The following is an 18,844-nucleotide window of genomic DNA, read 5'->3' on the forward strand; positions in this document are numbered from 1 at the left end:
CTTAGTTGACCTGTGCCGGCGATATCTGGGCTTCGATCGTCTTCGGTGCATCGGCACTGTCGGACGAGATCGCGATACGGCGCGGCTTCATGGCTTCCGGAATATTGCGGACGAGGTCGATATGGAGCAGGCCATTCTTCAGGGAAGCGGTCTGAACTTCAACGTGGTCGGCAAGCTGGAAACGGCGTTCGAAAGCGCGCGTGGCGATGCCGCGATACAGGAATTCGCCTTCCGTGGACTTCTCGTCGGCGGATTTCTCAGCCTTCACCGTCAGCGCATTGGCGCGGGATTCAATGCTGAGTTCGGTTTCATCAAAACCGGCAACGGCCATGGTGATGCGATAGGCGTTTTCGCCTGTCCGCTCGATATTGTAGGGCGGATAGGACTGGGCCTGTTCGGGCTGGCCAAGGCCATCGAGCATCGAAAAAAGGCGGTCGAAGCCGACGGTGGAACGATAGAGGGGAGAAAAATCAACGTGACGCATGGTGTCCTCCTTAAGAAGCGACTGTTTGCGGTTAAGTCCGGTATCCCATTCTGGCGATGACAGGACATTTGGCGCGGTCCCGTTCTGGCGACCGCATGAAGGAGATGGGAATGGCCTGGCGCCGCGTCAAGGGGTGGTCGCAACATGAACCATGGCTGAACATCCGGTTCCGGCATCGTTCAGTTTGAGCGCCATAAAACTGCGGTCATCGGAGACATGCTCCGTGGACAGAAGCAATAACGTCCCTTCTTCTTCTGTCTTACTTGCCGGAACCGCGACTGCTTTAACCGACGGTTCCGGCAATTTTTTCTTTGACCTTCCCGCGCCGCCGACCTATCCGAAAAGAGTTGAAAAGCCGGAAAAGACCGATGATCGAAGCCACATTGCGCGCCAGCGAAGACAACCCGGTTCCCGGCAACCATACCGTCGGCCATTTCACCGGCCATGGCGGCAAAAAGCTCCGATATGCGATCTTCCGTGCCAGCCGTCACATTGCCCGCGGGACAGTGGTTCTGCTGCATGGCAGGAACGAGTGTATCGAAAAATACTTCGAAACAGTCGCTGATCTGACGGCCATGGGCTTCTGGGTCGCAACCTTCGACATGCGTGGGCAGGGCGGTTCCGAGCGATTGCTGCAGAAGCCGGGAGCCGGGCATGTGCGGCGCTTTTCCGATTACCAGCGCGACATCAGCCTGTTTCTCGAGCAGGTGGTGCTGCCGGATACGCGGCTGCCATTCTTCATGATCGCGCATTCCACCGGCGCGCTTGCAGCACTTGCGGCGGCACCCGGCCTGTCCAACCGGATCGACCGTCTGGCGCTTTGTTCGCCCTTCATCCAACTGGACAGCCAGCAATCGGTTCCTTCACCCGTCATCAAGCTGGTCGCGACGGCCTTAAGTCTTGTTGGCCTTGGAAGGATTCAACTTGGCAAGGATCAGCGCGAGCGGGATTTCGACGGCAATCCGCTGACTTCGGATGCAAAGCGCTTTGCGCGAAATCTGTCGCTGCACAGGCAGTTTCCGGAACTTTTCATCGGCGCGCCGACGGCGCGATGGGTCTATGAGGCGCTGAAGACCATGGCGCGGGTGACCCGTCAGGATCATCTGACGAACATAACCATTCCGACCCTTATTCTGGCGCCGATGCTGGATACGATCACGCCCTATAAGGCGCAGGAAGAACTGTCGCGCAATTTCCGGGCGGCACAGCTTCTTCCCGTCACCGGTGCACGCCATGAATTGCTGCATGAACGCGATGTTTTCCGCAAGCAGGCCCTGGCAGCCATCGACGCATTTTTCGCGCCGGAGTGACGCGGCCGCCGAGACGGTACGGCCTATAGTTTCGACAGAATCGCGAGCGCCTGTTCGTGCACGGCTTTGGAGCCGGCAGCCAGAATGCGGCCGCCATTTTCGGGACGTCCGCCATCCCAGGTGGTCATGATACCGCCGGCCTGCTCAATGACCGGAATGAGCGCACCGACATCGTAGGGTTTCAGACCGGATTCGATCACCAGGTCGACATGACCGGCCGCAAGCAGGCAATAGGCATAACAATCCACGCCGTAACGGAAAAGCCGGACTTGATCCTGCACCTTGTCATAAAAGGGCTTTTCTTCCGCTGTGAAGATGTGCGGAGTTGTGGTGAACAGCACCGCATCCGACAGAGAGGCGCAATCACGTGTGCGGATCTTTCGCTCGCCGTCGGGTCCGAAATACCATGCGGCCTCGCCATCGGCGAAGTAGCGCTCTTTCGTGAAGGGTTGGTCCATGATGCCCATGGTGGCGCGGCCGGCCGACTGGAAACCGATCAGCGTTCCCCAGACCGGTACACCGGAAATGAAGGCGCGTGTGCCGTCGATCGGATCGATGACCCAGATGTGGTCGCGGTCAAGGCCGACATTGCCATGTTCTTCGCCAAGAATGCCGTGCTGCGGGAAGCGCGCCTCGATGAGCGCCCGAATAGCGCTCTCAGCCGCCTGGTCACCCTCCGTCACCGGATCATAGCCGCCATCCTGCTTGTTGGTGACGGCAATGCCCGTACGAAAGCGGGGAAGCGTTTCAGCACTGGCTGCATCGGCGAGTTTGAAGAAGAAATCCCGGTCGGGCAGCATGCGAAACCTCGTTGCCTGAATTAGATGGCCTGAATTGCGTGGCGAAATGCATAGACCGGAATCACATCCGCCGTCCACTCATACGGGTGCCGGAGCCAAGGTTTCCATATTTTTGGCATAAGCCTAAAAAATATGCATAAAATAAAATGATTGACAATTGTGCATATACTGCGTAGCGTGACCCTGCAGTCTTTGACTGTAAATACCCTCCTTGGGTGTTTCCTCCCTAGACTTGACCGCGCCAAGGCGCGGTTTTTTTTGCCCGGCGCGCGGCCAGCGAGACGGAAAGAAGGGCTGAAAAATCGGGTAGTTTTCGATTTATTCGGCGGCGAGCGAGGTTTCGATTGCGTATTCCGAAACAAAGGCCCCGAGCTGGCGCATGAAGATTTCCAGCGAGGCCTGAATGGCCGGGAAATCGGCTTTCTTCGTCAGTGTCTTTTCATCGACGTAGAGGGCCCGGTTGATCTCGATCTGCAGCGCATGGAGGGATCGGATCGGACGCCCGTAATGTTCGGTGATGAAGCCGCCGGCATAGGGCTTGTTGCAGACCGCGACGAAGCCCAGTTCTTCGAGGAAATGCAGGGCGGCGCGGGAGACTTCCTGGGAAGCGCTGGTTCCGTAGCGATCGCCGATGATCACATCCGGCCTGAGGTTGGAGCCGGCAACGCGGATATTGCCGGGCATGGAATGGCAATCGATCAGTACCGCCATGCCGAAATGGGCATGGGTGCGTGACAGGAGCCGGCGCAGGCAGGCATGATAAGGCTTGTAGATCGTCTCGATCCGCGAAAGCGCTTCATCGACCGGCAGGCGGTGGGCATAGATGTCCATATTCTCGGCGACGATGCGCGGCACGGTCCCAAGGCCGCCGGCAACCCGCATCGAGCCGATATTCGCATAAGGTGGCAGGGTGCCCTCGAACATGCGCGGGTCGAGTTCATAGGGTTCGCGATTGACGTCGAGATAGGCGCGCGGAAAGTTCGCTTTCAATAGCGGTGCACCGATCTCGGGTGCGGCTGCGAAAAGCTCGTCGACGAAATGGTCTTCCGAACGCCGGATTTCATGCGAATCAAGCCGTGCCGATTCGAGGAAGGAGATGGGATAGCAGCGGCCGCTATGGGGTGAATTATAGACGAATGGCAGGGTTTGAACGGCAGGTTCCGTTACTTCGAACAGCTCATATTCACCCGTTACCCAGTCCATTCAGGCCCATTTACCATGTCGCAAACTATCAGGATGTTCATGTTGCCAGTTACGGTGCGGCAAGTCCATACTATCGCCAAAGCAGCGCTATACCGATTCACGCGTTCACATGATATTTACCGTGAAAATCCTATAATCGGGCTAGGGTATTCCAAACATTGAGCAGTTACGGTCACTTAACCATGAATCAGAAAATTCTTCTCGCTGAAGACGACAATGATATGCGCCGCTTTCTCGTCAAGGCGCTGGAAAAAGCCGGTTACAAGGTTTCTTCCTTCGACAATGGCGCAAGCGCCTACGACCGGCTGCGCGAGGAGCCCTTTTCGCTTCTGCTGACCGATATCGTCATGCCCGAAATGGATGGCATCGAGCTGGCGCGACGCGCGACCGAACTCGACCCTGACCTGAAAGTCATGTTCATCACCGGCTTTGCAGCGGTTGCGCTGAATGCCGATTCGAAGGCTCCGAAGGATGCCAAGGTGCTTTCCAAGCCGTTCCATCTGCGCGATCTGGTGGATGAGGTCAACAAACTCCTTGTGGCGTAAGGCCTCTCAAAAAACCTTCACAAAACCGAAAAAAAGCAGTTGACGCATGAACCGGTTTTGTGGTCTATCCGCCGCCACGGAGGGCGTGTAGCTCAGCGGGAGAGCACTACGTTGACATCGTAGGGGTCACAGGTTCAATCCCTGTCACGCCCACCATCCGAATTCTTGAGTATCAAGGCCTTGCGAAAGATCGCAGGGCCTTTTTACATTTTGGCCTTGCGATTTGGCGATCTGCCGAAACCGCATTCCGCAACGCTCAATCCAGTGCCTGCGGTCCAAAAGCTGATTACGGGCAATAATAAATTACAAATTCCCTATTGCAGGTCGCTCATGCCGAAGCCTAGATTTTCCAGGGGGAGAAATGAGAGAGCAATGTCGACCCTTGGTAACCTCATATCCCTTGTTGTCCTTGCAATGGGCATTTTCGCCTCTTATCGATGAATGTCTGATAACGTCAGCAGGGAAAACAGGAAATCGGAGCCGAGATAGTGAGTTCGATCCCAACAGATACCGCAATATCCGAGATAAGAAACCGGGTGATAAAAATCATCAGCGAGCAGCTCGGAATAGCGGATGATAAAATAGTCGATACAGCAAATTTTTCCGAAGATTTGAACGCCGATTCACTTGAGGTCGTTCAGATCGTCATGGAGATCGAAGAGGAATTTGGCATCGAAATTCCCGATGCTGCCGCAGACAGCCTCTCCACTGTCGGTGATGCCATTCGCTTCATTCAGCTGGCAACAACTTAACTCGATCCGGAAAGGGCGCGTTCGACATGGCGGTAATCCATTCCTTCATGTACGTCCTTCCCGCCCTTGTCGGCGCTTACGCCCTCTACAAATTCATCCTTTATCTGATCGGTGCCGATTAGGCGCCGTTCGCCGCTTCCGTGCCTCTTGTCCGTGTTTGTGTTCAGGCTCTCTGCCGGCCTTCATTCGCGTCCCCCTGCATGAGATTGAAATAAATTTCACGTAGTAAAATAAAATTCAAACAGCATTGATGGTCGCTCTGTTTCCGGCTATCTCATTCCTCATGCAATAAATTACAAAGTCTAAAATTTATTGCGGACTAAGTCATTGTCCTTGGGAGGGGAATATGTTGGCTTTTCTGAAATCGACCGCTGCCGCGGGTGTTCTTGCCGTGGCGATTTCCGCTGGCGCAGCCTCGCCGGCCGCCGCTGCGGGCAAATTCGCCTGTGAACCGGGTGAGACCTATGTGATGAACGTCATGGTTTCCAGTCACCCCTATTGGGTGCCCGTTTTTGAAGGGTTCAAGCAGGCCGCCAAGGCGCTTGGCTGCGAAGCCGTTTTCACCGGCACGCCAGAATATGACATCACCAAGCAGATCGCGTCCTTCGAGCAGGAGCTGGTGAAGAAGCCGAAAGGCATCCTGCTGCATCCGATGCAGGCCGACCCCTTCATCGAGCCCATCAACAAGGCGATTGCGTCAGGAGTTTCCGTGACGACCTTTGCGGCGGATTCTCCGAAGTCGAAACGTACCGCCTATATTACCTCGGACAATGTCGCCGAGGCGAAATTCGCGGCGGAAGAGATCATCAAGAAGCTCGGGGAAAAGGGTGAATATGCCGTTCTGGAAAATCCGGGCCAGAGCAATCACGACCTGCGCGTCACCGCTCTCATCGATTATATGGAGCGCACCCATCCGCAGATGAAGCTGGTCGGCCGGCAGGCAACCAATCAGGATTCGAACCTTGCCTATCAGGCCGTCGGCGCGTTGCTGCAGGCCAACCCCAATCTTGGTGCATTGTGGATTCCTGAAGCCGGTTCCGCCGAGGGCGCAACGGCTGCGGTTCTCGAGGCAAAAAAGAAAGTGCTCATCCTGCACGCGGATATTACCCCGGCCACGCTGGAGCATATCAAGCAGGGCAATATCTATATGTCCATCAACCCGAACCAGGGCGTTCAGGGCTTCATGGGTTTCATGAACACGTTCCTGGGCGCGCATTCGGACCTGATCGACCCGTTCAACGACTACAAGGTTTCCGGCTTCAACCCGATGCAGGTTCCTTCTATGGACAATGGCTTCGCCGTGATCACCAAGGCCAATGCCGCTTCCTTCGATCTCAACGAATATATGAAGGGACGCTGACGCGCCGCTGTGGAACCGGCGAGGGTTATGCCTCGCCGGCCACAAGGAAGAAGCAGGTTCGGGAGGGGCGTTATGGGCGAGGTTGTCCTCAACATGACGAATATTCACAAGGCGTTCGGTCCCGTGCGGGCGTTGCGCGATGCCGCGCTCGAACTGCGGCGCGGCGAGATTCACGCGCTGGCGGGTGAAAACGGTGCCGGCAAGTCGACGTTGATGCATATCATCGATGGCATTCTGCAGCCGGATGGCGGGGAGATCCTGCTTGATGGCAAGCCGGTCCGCATATCGTCGCCCAATGCGGCGAACCGGCTCGGCATTGGTTTTGTCCATCAGGAGATTGCGCTTTGCCCGGAAATCTCGGTCGCTGAAAACATGTTCATGTCGGAGACCGGCCGGAGCCGTTCCTTGTTCATGAATTATCGCGGCCTCGAAAAGCGGGCGGCAGCCATCCTGCGGGAAATCGGCGATATCGACCCCGCCAGCCGCGCCGGCGACCTGTCGATTTCGCAGCAGCAGATCGTCGAGATCGCCAAGGCACTGACGCTGGACTGCCGTATCCTGATCCTCGATGAGCCGACGGCGGCCTTGACTGAAACCGAAGCCCAGACCCTTTTCAGGATCATGCACCGGCTGGCGGAACGGGGCATTGCCATCATCTATATCTCGCACCGCATGGCGGAGATTTTCGAACATTGCGACCGCATCACTGTCATGCGTGACGGCTGCCACATCAGGACGGCGAATATCGCGGAAATCTCTCCGGAGGAGGTCGTCAACAGCATGGTGGGGCGCGTTCTCGACAAGCTCTATCCGCCGAAACTCTCGGACGATGAAAAATCTGATGACGTCATTCTCTCGGTTCGGGGACTGAACGAAGGAAAGCGCGTTTTCGATGTCGATTTCGATCTGCGGCGCGGCGAAATCCTCGGTCTTGCCGGCCTGATCGGCGCGGGCCGAAGTGAAATCGCCCGGGCGGTCTGCCGATTGGAAGGGAAACCGAAAGGCGAGGTTACGCTGCGCGGCCGGACGCTAAGGCTCAGGGATTATCGCGACAGCATCCGGGAGGGGCTGGTTTATCTGTCCGAAGACCGCAAGGGAGACGGGTTGTTCCTCAATATGTCCATCGCCGCCAATGTCTCGGCGCTCGATGTCGGCAGGATATCGAACGGCATGGGTTTCATCGAGCGACGCAGAGAAATGAAGCGTGCCGATGAACTCGGCAAGCGGCTGAAATTGCGGGCAAACAGCGTTGGCGATGCCGTATCGACCTTAAGCGGCGGCAATCAGCAGAAGGTGGCGTTGGCAAAGATGCTGTCGGTGGAACCCGAGGTCATCTTTCTTGATGAGCCGACACGCGGGGTGGATGTGGGCGCGAAGGCCGAAATCCACCGCCAGATCAGGGAGCTGGCGCGCGAGGGGGTCGGGGTCGTGGTCATATCTTCGGAATTGCCGGAGTTGATCGGCGTCAGCGACCGCGTGCTGGTCGTGCGTGAGGGGCGGATTACGGGTGAGGTCGAGGGCGACGACATGACGGAGGAAAAGATCATGCAGCTTGCATCGATCAATATTGTGCAGAGCCCGGCCGGGGCCTGAGGGAGCGGGAAATGGCTACATCGGAAACACCTTCAAGCCTCGCCGAAACGGCGGTCCGTCGCCCTGCCTGGTGGGAGCCGGCGCTCAAGGCGCGCGAAACCGGGCTGATCGTCATCATCCTCGCGCTTTTTGCGGTGATGTCCTTCATCTCTCCCTATTTTCTGACCGTGGACAATCTGCGGGCCATGGCCATGGTCTTCGCCATCGAAAGCATCGTCGTGGTCGGCATGACGATCCTGCTGATCTCTGGTGGCATCGATCTTTCCGTCGGCTCCGTCACGGCGCTTGCGATGGTGGCGGCCGGCTGGCTGTTCCTAAATGGTGTCGATCCCTGGGTTGCTGCGGGGCTGGCGATCTGCCTCACGACACTGGTTGGCATGGCCATGGGATTTTTGACCACGGTCATCGGCCTGCACCATTTCATCGTGTCGCTGGGCGTCATGGTGATTGCCCGCGGCGTCTGCCTGCTGGCGACGGGCGGACGGCCGCTCGGGCTCTACTCCCTGCCGCCGGAATTCAAGTTCATCGGTCAGGGCGCGCTTGGCGGCATTCCGCTGGTGCTGATCATTTTTGCGGTCGTGGTCGTTTCCTTCGATCTGCTGCTGCGGCGCACGACCGCTTTCCGCAAGGTGTTCTATACCGGCAGCAATCCGAAGGCCGCAGCCTATTCGGGCATCCGCGTCGGCCGGGTCGTTTTCGCCACCACCACGCTGTGTTCGATGCTGGCAGGCGTTGCGGGTGTGATCTATATGGCCCGCTTCGGTTCGGCCCAGCCGAGTTTCGGCATCGGCATGGAGCTTAACGTCATCGCGGCGGCGGTCATCGGCGGCGCGAGCCTCTCCGGCGGCTCGGGCACCATTCTGGGCGCGATCCTCGGGGCAATCCTGCTTTCGGTTGTTTCCAGCTCGCTTGCCTTGCTTAACGTGTCTGTCTACTGGCAGGACATCATCAGGGGCAGCATATTGCTGACTGCGGTTCTGTTCGACCACTATCTGGTCAGGCGTCGCCGCTGAGCGCCGCAGAACGGCCCGTGGGTAACTGGAGAAAGACGATCATGCTGGATATCAAGGACGATTTCGATCAACAGAGGCAGATATATTCCGTCCTGGTGCTGCATTTCATCGAGGGGGTGAAGCAGTCGGAAATCGCCGAGCGGCTCAATCTTTCCCACACCAAGGTGAACCGCATGATTGCCGCGGGCCGCAAGGCGGGCATGGTGAAGATCTCCATCGCCAGCCCCTATCAGCGGCTCGTGGACCTTGAAAATGAAATCAGCCGCCGTTTTGGCCTTCGGCAGTCGGTGGTGACGCCGACGGTTTCCGACAATCCGGAAACCGTGCTGCAGATGGTTGGCCGGGTGGCCGCCAATCATCTGCTGGAGACGATCCGGGATGGCGATGTGATCGCGATTACCGGCGGCAAGGCGGTGAGCGCGGTGGTCGACAATCTTGAGGCGGAGCGTCGTTTCGATGTGCGGGTGGTGCCGCTGACCGGCGGCGTGCAGGGCAAGCATTATACGGATGTCAATCATCTGGCCACACAGCTTGCGGAAAAGCTCGGTGGCAGCGCCTCGCTCCTGCATGCGCCGCTGTTTGCCGAGGATGAGGAGCAGCGCGATCTCCTGATGAATGTCGCATCAATCCGCGAAGTGTTTGATCTGGCGCGGCAGGCACAGGTGGCGCTGGTCGGCATCGGTTCGGTAGAAGCGCCGGGCTCCGGCTATTACGATCTGCTGCCGGACGCCGCCCGTGGCGGGCAGGCGCTGGTGGAGGCCGGCATTGCCGGTGAATTTCTCGCCCATCTCACCATGGCGGACGGGCAGCTGGCGCGGATCGATCTCAACTCGCGCGTGGTGGCGCTGGACCCCCGGCAGCTTGCCCGGTGCCCGAACATCATTGGTGTGGCGGCCGGGGCCATCAAGGCCGGACCGGTGGCGGCCACGCTTGCCGGCCGCTATCTGACCTCGCTCGTCGTGGACGAGGCGATCGCCGGCTATCTACTGAATCAAGAGGGAGGGGAAACGTCGTGACGGAAAACGCACTATTGACGCGAACGATCGGCGGCAGCGGCATCAGCGCATCGGCCGTAGGGCTCGGCACCTGGGCCATCGGCGGCTGGATGTGGGGCGGCACCGACGAGCGGCAATCCATCGCCGCCATTCAGGCCTCCATCGATGCGGGCATTTCCCTGATCGATACCGCGCCGGCCTATGGCATGGGGCTTGCGGAAACCATCGTCGGCAAGGCGATTGCGGGGAAGCGCGGCAGGGTGGTGCTGGTCACCAAATGCGGGTTGGTCTGGCATGTGAACGAGGGTGCCTATTTCTTCCATCAGGATGGCAAGCCCGTTCACCGTTATCTCGGGGCCGCTTCGATCCGTTACGAGGTCGAAGAGAGCCTGAAGCGGCTCGGAACCGACTATATCGACCACTACGTCACCCATTGGCAGGATGCCACGACGCCGATTGCCGAGACGGTCGAGGCCCTGGTGCGGCTGAAGGAGGAGGGAAAGATCCGCTCCATCGGGGCAAGCAATGTCTCACCCGGCGATCTCGAAGCCTATATCGCCACCGGTGCGCTCGATGCCGTTCAGGAAGAATATTCCATGGTGAAACGCGATATCGAGACGACGCTTCTGCCGCTTTGCCGAAAAAACGCCGTTTCCGTGCTGAGTTATTCGTCGCTGGCGCTCGGTCTCCTGTCGGGCAAGGTCAGGCCTGAGCGGGTCTTTGCCGAAGACGACCAGCGCCACGGCAATCCGCGTTTCAGCCAGGCGAACCGTCAGAAGATCGCACGGTTGATGGGGGTGCTGGAGCCGGTGGCGGCCGCCCATGGGGCGTCTATCGCGCAGGTGGTGATTGCCTGGACGATCGCCCAGCCGGGCATAACATTCTCGCTATGCGGCGCGCGCGATCCGGCTCAGGCGGTGGAAAATGCCGCTGCGGCCCGCCTGCGCCTCACGCAGAGCGAGCTGGCGCTCATTAGCACCGGCATCGCCGAGCACCTTGTGGGGCTCGACAGCTGAAATACATAGCTGAGGCGGGATTTCTGGCGAAGAGCAGATAAGTTTCGCTCCCCGTCTCTGACGTCGCTTTAAAATTTCAACATCATTGGGACGCTGGTCAATAGCCGGCGAACGGTATTCCTATGCCCGGTTTTCGCGAGGACGCTCTCTGCCGTATCCGTCAAGACGGTGATTTCGACGCCGTCGTCATCGGTGGCGGCATCAACGGCATCGCCGCCTATCGCGATCTTGCCCTGCAGGGGCTGCGGGTATTGCTGGTCGAGCGTAACGATTTCTCCTCCGGATGCAGTGCCGCACCTTCGCGCATGATCCATGGCGGACTGCGTTATCTCGAAAATGGCGAATTCGGTCTTGTGGCGGAATCGCTGCGGGAACGTGATGCGCTGCTGACACTTGCGCCGCATATGGTGCATCCGCTGCCAACGACGATCCCGATTTTTTCGGTGTTCAGCGGGTTGTTCAACGCGGCGGCCACATTTTTCGGTTCTGGCGGAAAACCCGCAAGCCGGGGCGCGCTGGCCATCAAGGCGGGCCTCACGCTTTATGATTTTGTTACCCGGAAGAACCGCATCCTGCCACGGCATGAGTTTCGCAGTGCGGGCAAGACGCTGCAGCGCTGGCCAGGCCTGACGCCGGCGATCCGGTATTCGGCCACCTATTACGATGCGTGGATAAGCCAGCCCGAACGGCTTGCGCTGGAACTCCTTGTCGATACCGCCGCCGATGCGCCGCAGAGCCTTGCACTCAACTATGCGGAGCTTATCCGCACCGGGGATGAATATTGTCTCCGGATGGAGGAAACGGAAGAATTGCTGCCCGTCAGACCACGGATCATCGTCAATGCCACGGGCGCCTGGATCGACGAAACGATCGGCGCGCTTGCCGCCGTTCCGGCTGCGAAAAAGGAAAACCCGACCGTTTCCGGCACCAAGGGGTCGCATCTCATCATCGCCAGTGACGCGCTTCTCAAGGCCCTGAACGGCCATATGATTTTCTTTGAAAATGCGGATAACCGCGTTTGTATCCTCTTTCCCTATCTCGGCCGGGTTCTCGCGGGTTCGACCGACATCAAGGTGGCTCGTCCCGAGCGGGTGCGGTGCGAGCCGGAGGAGCGGGACTATATTCTGGACGCCATCCGTCAGGTCTTCCCCGATATCGCCATCGACCATTCGGACATTGTCTTCAGTTTCAGCGGCATACGTCCGCTGCCGCGCAGCGATGCCGCCTTTACCGGAAAAATTTCCCGCAGCCATTTCATCCACCGTGTTGCGGGTGATCCGCCGCAGCTTTGCATGATCGGCGGCAAATGGACGACCTTCCGGGCTTTTGGCGAGCAGGTGAGCGACGAGGTTCTGGCGTTTCTCGGGCGCAAGCGATTGACCGGCACGATGAACCGCCCGGTCGGTGGTGGCAGGAATTTCCCCGCCGGTGCCGGGCGTCTGCCCAACCTGTTGTCGGAACAGTTTTCGATCGGTCGGCAGCGGGCGGAGCATCTGGCTTTGGCCTACGGCTCCCGCGCCTTCGAATTGCTGGGTTTTTGCCGGGGTCGCCCGGACGACGTGCCGCTTTCAGACAAGTCACCGATCACGGCTGCGGAGGTGATCTGGCTGATCCGCTGCGAACATGTCCGGCACCTGACCGATCTGATCCTGAGGCGCACGACGCTCGCCATCACCGGCGTTGTCAACGCCGATCTGATTGACGCCATCCTCGGCGTTGCGGCGCGCGAGCTTGGCTGGCCGGCCACCCGGGCGGCGGCGGAACGGCAGCGGCTTATCCATGAGCTGGAGACCTTTTACGGGGTCACGCCGGCGATGCTTCAACACAGATGCAAGGAGAATGCATGATGATGCGGATTTCAAAAAAGGCGCGCATGAACCGGCTGTTCCGCAATGGCGGATGCCTTGATGTGGCAATCGATCACGGGGTTTGCAACGAGCCGAGCTTCCTCATCGGGCTTGAGGATATGCCGCAGACCGTCGAAAAGCTGGTCGAGGCTGGTCCCGATGCCATCCAGATGGTCTACGGGCAGGCGGATCTGCTGCAGCAGAGGCCGGAGCGGGACAAGCCGGCCCTCGTCATGCGCATCGATATGGGCAATCCCTATAACTCCACGCGTCACAGAACCATGTGGTCGCAGCTTCAGAATTATCACGACCCGATCATTGGTGCGCTCGAGATGGATGCGGCCTGCGTTGTCGTGAACCTGTTCATGCTGCCGGATGAGCCGGAACTGTTCCGTCAATGTGTCGAAAACATCAGCCGGGTGCGGGCCGATTGCCATCGTTTCGGCATGCCGCTGATGATCGAGCCGCTGGTGATGCTGCCCAACGACGTACGCGGCGGGTATCAGGTGGATGGTGACGCGGAAAAGATCGTCACGCTGGTGCGGCTTGCCTCGGAAATGGGAGCCGATATCATCAAGGCCGATCCCACCAGCAACCCGCAGGATTTCCACCGGGTGATCGAGGCGGCGCGCTGCCCGGTGCTGGTGCGGGGCGGGGGGCGTGAGGATCTGCGGAATGTGCTGGCAAAATCGGCGGCGTTGATGGCCGAGGGCGCGAACGGATTGGTTTATGGCCGCAATATCTATCAGCATGACAATCCCAAGGCCGTTGTCGCGGCCTTGATGGCTATCATCCATCAGGGTGCGAGCGGTGAAGAAGCATGGGACATCTACAATCGTGGCTGAGAAAAATTACATATTGGGCCTGGATGTCGGCAACACGGTCATCAAGGCCGTCTTGTTCGATACGGTGGGCCGGCAGGTCGCCCAGCATGCCATCGACGGCCATTCGACGTTTCCGCAGCCCGGTTATGTTGAGCGCGATCTTGAGGAGCTGTGGAAGAACGGCTGCGAGGCGATCCGTCAGCTCCTGGTGAAATCGTCGGTCGATCCTCGCAATATTGTGGCGGTGGGCTGCGCCGGCCATGGCAATGGTCTTTACCTGCTCGACAAACGGCAGCAGCCTCTGATCGGCATCCAGTCGCTCGACAGCCGCGCCGCCGATATGGCGGCCGAGCTCGACCGGCAAAGCGGCGCGCTCTTACAGGCGCGCTGCCTGCAACGGCCATGGCCAGCGCAGACGCCAAGCCTTCTGGCATGGGTGAAACGACATGCCCCCGACCTCTATGCGCAGATCGGTACGGTCCTGTTCTGCAAGGACTTTGTCAATTTCCGCCTGACGGACTGCCTTGCCAATGACATTTCCGACCTCAGCGGCGCGGGGCTGCTTGCCTTGCCGCAAGCACGGCTCGACCGCGAACTTCTCTCACTTTATGGCCTTGAGGATGCGTTCCCGTTCTTTCCACGTCGTGTGGAATCGGCGGACATTGTTGGCCGTGTGACGCGCAAGGCTTCGGGTCTGACAGGGCTCTCGGAAGGCACACCTGTCATTGGTGGTTTCTTCGATGTGGTTTCCAGTGCCATGGGCTCTGGTGTCATCAATGCGGGGGAAGCCTCCATCATCGCCGGCACATGGAGCATCAATCAGGTTTTTGCCGATAAACCGGTCATCAGTCCGGATGTCTTCATGGTCACGACATTCGGCCGCGACCGTTATGTCAATATCGAATCCAGCGCCACCTCCGCCGCCAATCTGGAATGGTACGTTCACCGTGTTCGTGCCGACCATGGCGACCATGCCTTCGAGCGATGCAACGAGCTGGTCGGTTCCGTCACGCCGCGCGCTGACGATCCGTTCTTTCACCCGTTCATTTTCGGCTCGCGGCTGGGAGCGGAATTCCGCGGCGGGTTTTACGGCCTAGCCGGCTGGCACGGCGAAGGCCATATGTTGAGAGCGCTGTTCGAGGGCGTCTGCTTCGAACACCGCCGCCATATCGGCGTGTTGCGCGAGGCCGGTTTGCCGGTCGAAAGTGCCGTCATGTCCGGTGGCGGTTCCCGCAGCCAGCATTGGCCGCAGATCATGGCGGATGTTCTGGAAATTCCCCTGCGTGTTGCCGAAGCGCGCGAGACGGGCGCGCTTGGTGCGGCAATCGGTGCCGCCGTGGCTGTGGGGCTTTATCCGGATTATGAGGCGGCGGTTGCGGCGATGACCCGTGTGGCGAGCGCTTACCGGCCGGATGCGCGGCAAGTCCCGCATTATCAGCGCCGCTACGGTCTCTACACGCAGTTGACCGACCAGCTGCGTGGTTTCTGGAGCGCCTTGCGTCTGCAGCAATAGGCATGTTGGACTGACGGCACGCCTGCTGCGGTCTCGGTCATTGCGGGGCGGATTTGTCGGGAAGACACGCCGTTTAAACCGGCAAAGGGCGAAGAGCCATCTTCAGTTTCACTTCAGTTACGCCTCATCCAGCACTTATAAACAACTGCTAAATAGCGAAGCGAGGCGCGCCGGCCATGTCCGGCAAGCGCTCCTCGCCGTCCTCTACTTCATGGGGTTTACGGTAAGCTGCATCAGATGTTGATTGGAGGAAAGCTGTATGTCTCCTCTGCTTTGGACAATGGGACTATCGTTTAAAAAGGTGATCCGGACAGTCTTTGGCATCGTGCTGGTTCTGGCCGGTATCGCTTCCTTGAATCCGGCAGAAGCCCGAAACTCCCTGGAAAAGAGAATAGCGTTTGTTGTGGGCAATGCCGCCTACAAGACGGGCGCCTTGCCGACACCGGCCAATGATGCCGGCTTGATTGCACAAACCTTGCAGGCAGCCGGTTTTGATGTGATCGGTGCGCGCGACCTTGACCAGAACGGATTGCGTGACGCGATGCGGGACTTTCTGACGAAAGCGAATGCATCGGGACCCGATACCGTCGTTTTTGTCTATCTGGCCGGCTATGGGGTGCAATATCAGGGCGATAATTATTTCGTACCGGTCGATGCGCAGATCAAGCAAGCCACGGATGTGCCCGTCGAAGCCCTGCGGATAACCGATTTCACGAGATCGCTGGCCAGTCTTGACAATCGCGGCAGCATCGTTGTGCTCGATGCGGCAAGAGCCAATCCATTTGTGCAGTCCAGTCAGCCGCTGGCCGGTGGTCTGGCGCTTGTCGATCCGGACGCCAATCAGCTGATTGCCTTTAATGCCGCGCCGGGCACGGTCGCTCCGCAGGAGGCTGGCCCTTACGGTTCCTACGCCCATGCCCTGGCGGAAATGATCCGCACGGGCGGGCTCCCGCTCGGCGATGTGTTCGACCGGACGCGGCTGCGCGTCAGCGATCTGACCAGAGGCAGTCAGATTTCCTGGAATGCCTCCAAATTCAAGGATGCATTCACGTTTTTCGATCTTGGCCCCAATCCGCCCACCGCTCAGGTTGCCGGGGATGATGCGGCCGTCCGGACGAAGCCGATCGGTGACTTCGACGAACGGGATGCCTATTTCGCCGCGCTTGATCGTGACACGATGCGTGCATACGAGGATTTCCTGGTGGCCTATCCGAACGGTTCAATGGCAAGGCGGGTGCGGGCGATTGTTGCGGTGCGCCGCGAAGCGATCACCTGGCGCGAAACCTGGAATGTCGATACGCCGGAGGCCTATTGGTCCTATCTGAGGCGTTATCCGCATGGCCCGCACGTCTGGGATGCCCGCCGTCGTCTCGACCATTTCGAGGCAGCGTTTGAGCCGCCGCCGTCATTCTCGATGATCGCATATGACGTGCCGCCGCCGCCACAGCCGGAAATCGTCTATGTCGGGCGGCCTGTCGTGTATTTCGATGATGCGGATTTCATTTATGCGCCGCTGCCGCCCGTTTTTCTGGCGCCGCCTCCGCCGGATTTCGTGACGCTCCCGCCGCCCAGACCCCCAGTCGATCTTTACGTGCTGCCGGAGCCGGTCTTTGTTCCGGTTCCTCAATGGGTGGAGCCCCCGCGTGATGTTGCGCCGCCCGAAAACAACATCATCTTCAACAACATCCACAATTCTGTCGTCAACAACACGGTTATCCATGAGAACGAGGCCGTGCCGGCTACGCCGTCCGGATTGACGACGGGAGAAAAGCTCGCCGGCGCGGCCATCATTGCCGGAGCGGGTGCGGCAGCGCTGCACGTTGCCTTGCCGCCCTCGGTACAGAAAAAGGCCGAGGCAGTGCAAAAGCAGGTTCCGACCCAAACCGGGACGCCGACACCCGCAGCCGGTCTGGTGCCGGCGCCGCCCCATTCGGTTCAGCCCCGGACACAACAGATGCAGACCGGACCTGTTGCGGCCCATGCGCTCCCCGGCGCGAACGGCGAGCCGCTGCCACCCACCGGCCAGCCCGCAAACAGGCAGCAAGCGGCGCCGGCAGAGAAAACGCCGCCGCCCGAAACAGAACCCGAGACGGCGCAGAAACCGACGGCGGTTATGCAACCGCCGCTTCACGGCGCAAATCCCGGTGCACATGTGCTTCCTGGTGCAAAGGGTCAACCAAAGCAGCCCGAAGTTAATTCGTCTGCCGCGAAAGGCCAGGGCAACGTCACCGGCACGCCGGCGCCGGCGGCAGTTCCGAATGCCAAACTGAAGGCAGATGTCGCTCCTCCGGCGCCTGAAGCGCACGGCCCGGCAGCAAAGCCCGCCACACCGGTAATGAATGACAAGCGGCCGGCAAAGTCCGGTATTCCTGATAATGGCGAGCCTCGGCTCGGTCATCAGGGTCATGTTGTTCCGCCGCCCTTCCATGAGGCCGCTCCGCCGCCGTCTCTGCCCAAGGAGCCACATGTGGCTGCGCCGGCTCATGCACCCGCACCGAAACCAGAGGCGGAACCGAAACCCAGACCGCAGGCCCCGCCCCAGCCAAAGCCGATGGTGGGCGAGCAGCAATCGAAGAAACCGCAGGCTGCTGAAAGGAAGAAGTGCGGTGCTCCGGATTTACCGGCATGTTCCTAGGCAACGGGCATGGAAGAAGAAGCTGTTTTGGAAGGACTGCGGCAGCGGCTGGCCGCGAGTGGAGGATCTGTCGCTGATGTTCGCGGCGCGGTGCATGGCATACAGGGCCTCATCTGGCATGGCACTCTTCCAGGCGGCGGCGCTGTCATTGCCGTTAATAGTGCTGGGAACTCATTCCGCGTTGGGTCAGGATGCAGCCTCTTCCGATAGCCAGTGGGTCATAACGCTTGGCGGGTCCGTCGAATATGGTCCCTCCCATGAAGGGTCGAAGCACCGGTCCTTCAGCGGCCTGCCGTCTTTCGATTTTCGGCGGCTCGGCGAAGCGCCTGAATATAGCGCGCCGGACGATAATATCGACTACGGACTGTTCGATATCGGCGGGGTCGGCATAGGCCCGGTCGTCGGGGTGAGAGGCGGACGATCGGCATTCGATGATACCGAGCTGCAGGGTCTGCATTCGGTGCATTGGAACCTGGACGCTGGCGTCTTCACACAATACTGGCCATTGGAGGATCGCCTGCGCGTACGCGCGGAAACGCGTCAGGCGCTATGGGGCGGAGACGGTCTGCTGGCCGATCTTTATCTCGACTGGTTCCAGCCGGTCGGTGATCGCTGGCTGCTGTCCGCCGGTCCGCGCCTGTCTCTGGCGAACGGCACCTATATGCGCAACAATTTCGGGGTTTCCTCCGAGGAAGCCGTCAGAATCGGTCGTGTCGAGCCATTCGAGGCGAATGGCGGCCTCAAATCTCTCGGTTTCACTGTGGCGGCCACCTATATGCTGACGCCTGCCTGGAGCGTGCAAACCTACGTCAAATATAGCCGCCTGATGGGTGATGCCGCCGACAGCCCCGTTACCTCAAGGCTTGGATCGGCCGATCAGAACGTCATCGGTATCACGCTCAACCGCTCATTCCAGATCGGGTTTTGAATTTTGCGCTTCCGTTTCATGCTGGC

General features: G+C 59.4%; 16 protein-coding genes and 1 tRNA gene. 14 read left to right on the forward strand and 3 right to left on the reverse strand.

What is annotated here, in order from left to right:
* Position 1: 1 nt before the first annotated feature.
* Positions 2 to 484: a heat shock protein HspL gene (hspL, locus tag N434_RS22520; protein ID WP_110760384.1), complete on the reverse strand. Its 483-nt coding sequence runs from the start codon at positions 482 to 484 to the stop codon at positions 2 to 4.
* A gap of 368 nt (positions 485 to 852) precedes the next feature.
* Between hspL and N434_RS22525 the strand changes: the two genes are divergently transcribed.
* Positions 853 to 1,794 carry an alpha/beta fold hydrolase gene (locus N434_RS22525; RefSeq protein WP_110760385.1) on the forward strand — a complete coding sequence of 314 codons (942 nt, stop codon included), beginning with the start codon at positions 853 to 855 and terminating at the stop codon, positions 1,792 to 1,794.
* Positions 1,795 to 1,817: 23 nt separating this feature from the next.
* Here N434_RS22525 and hisN read toward each other — a convergent pair whose 3' ends face one another.
* Both hisN and N434_RS22535 read right to left on the reverse strand, forming a co-directional pair.
* Positions 1,818 to 2,594 carry a histidinol-phosphatase gene (gene hisN, locus N434_RS22530; RefSeq protein WP_065117176.1) on the reverse strand — a complete coding sequence of 259 codons (777 nt, stop codon included), beginning with the start codon at positions 2,592 to 2,594 and terminating at the stop codon, positions 1,818 to 1,820.
* A gap of 318 nt (positions 2,595 to 2,912) precedes the next feature.
* Positions 2,913 to 3,797 (reverse strand): N-formylglutamate amidohydrolase, encoded by an 885-nt coding sequence (locus tag N434_RS22535; protein WP_110760386.1) that lies wholly within the window; start codon positions 3,795 to 3,797, stop codon positions 2,913 to 2,915.
* Positions 3,798 to 3,979: 182 nt separating this feature from the next.
* Between N434_RS22535 and cpdR the strand changes: the two genes are divergently transcribed.
* The 13 genes from cpdR to N434_RS22600 all read left to right on the forward strand — a co-directional run bounded on the left by cpdR (position 3,980) and on the right by N434_RS22600 (position 18,818).
* Entirely contained in the window at positions 3,980 to 4,342 is a 363-nt protein-coding gene (gene cpdR, locus N434_RS22540) for a cell cycle two-component system response regulator CpdR (RefSeq protein ID WP_003497910.1), read from the forward strand.
* An 81-nt stretch (positions 4,343 to 4,423) separates the two neighbouring features.
* Positions 4,424 to 4,498 (forward strand) — tRNA-Val (locus tag N434_RS22545).
* Between the two features lie 359 nt (positions 4,499 to 4,857).
* A complete protein-coding gene (locus N434_RS22550; RefSeq protein WP_065117438.1) occupies positions 4,858 to 5,094 on the forward strand; it encodes an acyl carrier protein in 237 nt (78 codons plus the stop codon).
* A 346-nt stretch (positions 5,095 to 5,440) separates the two neighbouring features.
* On the forward strand, positions 5,441 to 6,454 hold the full coding sequence (locus N434_RS22555; protein ID WP_065117178.1) for a substrate-binding domain-containing protein: 1,014 nt from the start codon (positions 5,441 to 5,443) through the stop codon (positions 6,452 to 6,454).
* Between the two features lie 72 nt (positions 6,455 to 6,526).
* Entirely contained in the window at positions 6,527 to 8,047 is a 1,521-nt protein-coding gene (locus N434_RS22560; RefSeq protein ID WP_110760387.1) for a sugar ABC transporter ATP-binding protein, read from the forward strand.
* 11 nt (positions 8,048 to 8,058) lie between these two features.
* Positions 8,059 to 9,060, forward strand: a complete 1,002-nt coding sequence (locus tag N434_RS22565) for an ABC transporter permease (RefSeq protein WP_110760388.1) — start codon at positions 8,059 to 8,061, stop codon at positions 9,058 to 9,060.
* Between the two features lie 41 nt (positions 9,061 to 9,101).
* Entirely contained in the window at positions 9,102 to 10,076 is a 975-nt protein-coding gene (locus N434_RS22570; RefSeq protein WP_181424047.1) for a sugar-binding transcriptional regulator, read from the forward strand.
* Positions 10,073 to 11,071: an aldo/keto reductase gene (locus N434_RS22575; protein ID WP_110760389.1), complete on the forward strand. Its 999-nt coding sequence runs from the start codon at positions 10,073 to 10,075 to the stop codon at positions 11,069 to 11,071. Before N434_RS22570 ends, N434_RS22575 begins: the two co-directional genes overlap by 4 nt.
* Positions 11,072 to 11,193: 122 nt before the next feature.
* On the forward strand, positions 11,194 to 12,918 hold the full coding sequence (locus N434_RS22580) for a glycerol-3-phosphate dehydrogenase/oxidase (protein ID WP_110760390.1): 1,725 nt from the start codon (positions 11,194 to 11,196) through the stop codon (positions 12,916 to 12,918).
* 2 nt (positions 12,919 to 12,920) lie between these two features.
* Positions 12,921 to 13,763: a class I fructose-bisphosphate aldolase gene (locus N434_RS22585; protein WP_065117439.1), complete on the forward strand. Its 843-nt coding sequence runs from the start codon at positions 12,921 to 12,923 to the stop codon at positions 13,761 to 13,763.
* Positions 13,756 to 15,255 carry an FGGY-family carbohydrate kinase gene (locus N434_RS22590; RefSeq protein WP_181424048.1) on the forward strand — a complete coding sequence of 500 codons (1,500 nt, stop codon included), beginning with the start codon at positions 13,756 to 13,758 and terminating at the stop codon, positions 15,253 to 15,255. The genes N434_RS22585 and N434_RS22590 overlap by 8 nt, the downstream gene beginning before the upstream one ends.
* Positions 15,256 to 15,514: 259 nt before the next feature.
* Positions 15,515 to 17,890 carry a caspase family protein gene (locus N434_RS22595; RefSeq protein ID WP_110760392.1) on the forward strand — a complete coding sequence of 792 codons (2,376 nt, stop codon included), beginning with the start codon at positions 15,515 to 15,517 and terminating at the stop codon, positions 17,888 to 17,890.
* A 94-nt stretch (positions 17,891 to 17,984) separates the two neighbouring features.
* A complete protein-coding gene (locus N434_RS22600; RefSeq protein WP_110760413.1) occupies positions 17,985 to 18,818 on the forward strand; it encodes a MipA/OmpV family protein in 834 nt (277 codons plus the stop codon).
* The last annotated feature ends 26 nt before the right edge of the window (positions 18,819 to 18,844 follow it).

The organism is Rhizobium sp. UGM030330-04 (genome assembly GCF_003208455.1).
Taxonomy (GTDB): domain Bacteria; phylum Pseudomonadota; class Alphaproteobacteria; order Rhizobiales; family Rhizobiaceae; genus Agrobacterium; species Agrobacterium rhizogenes_A.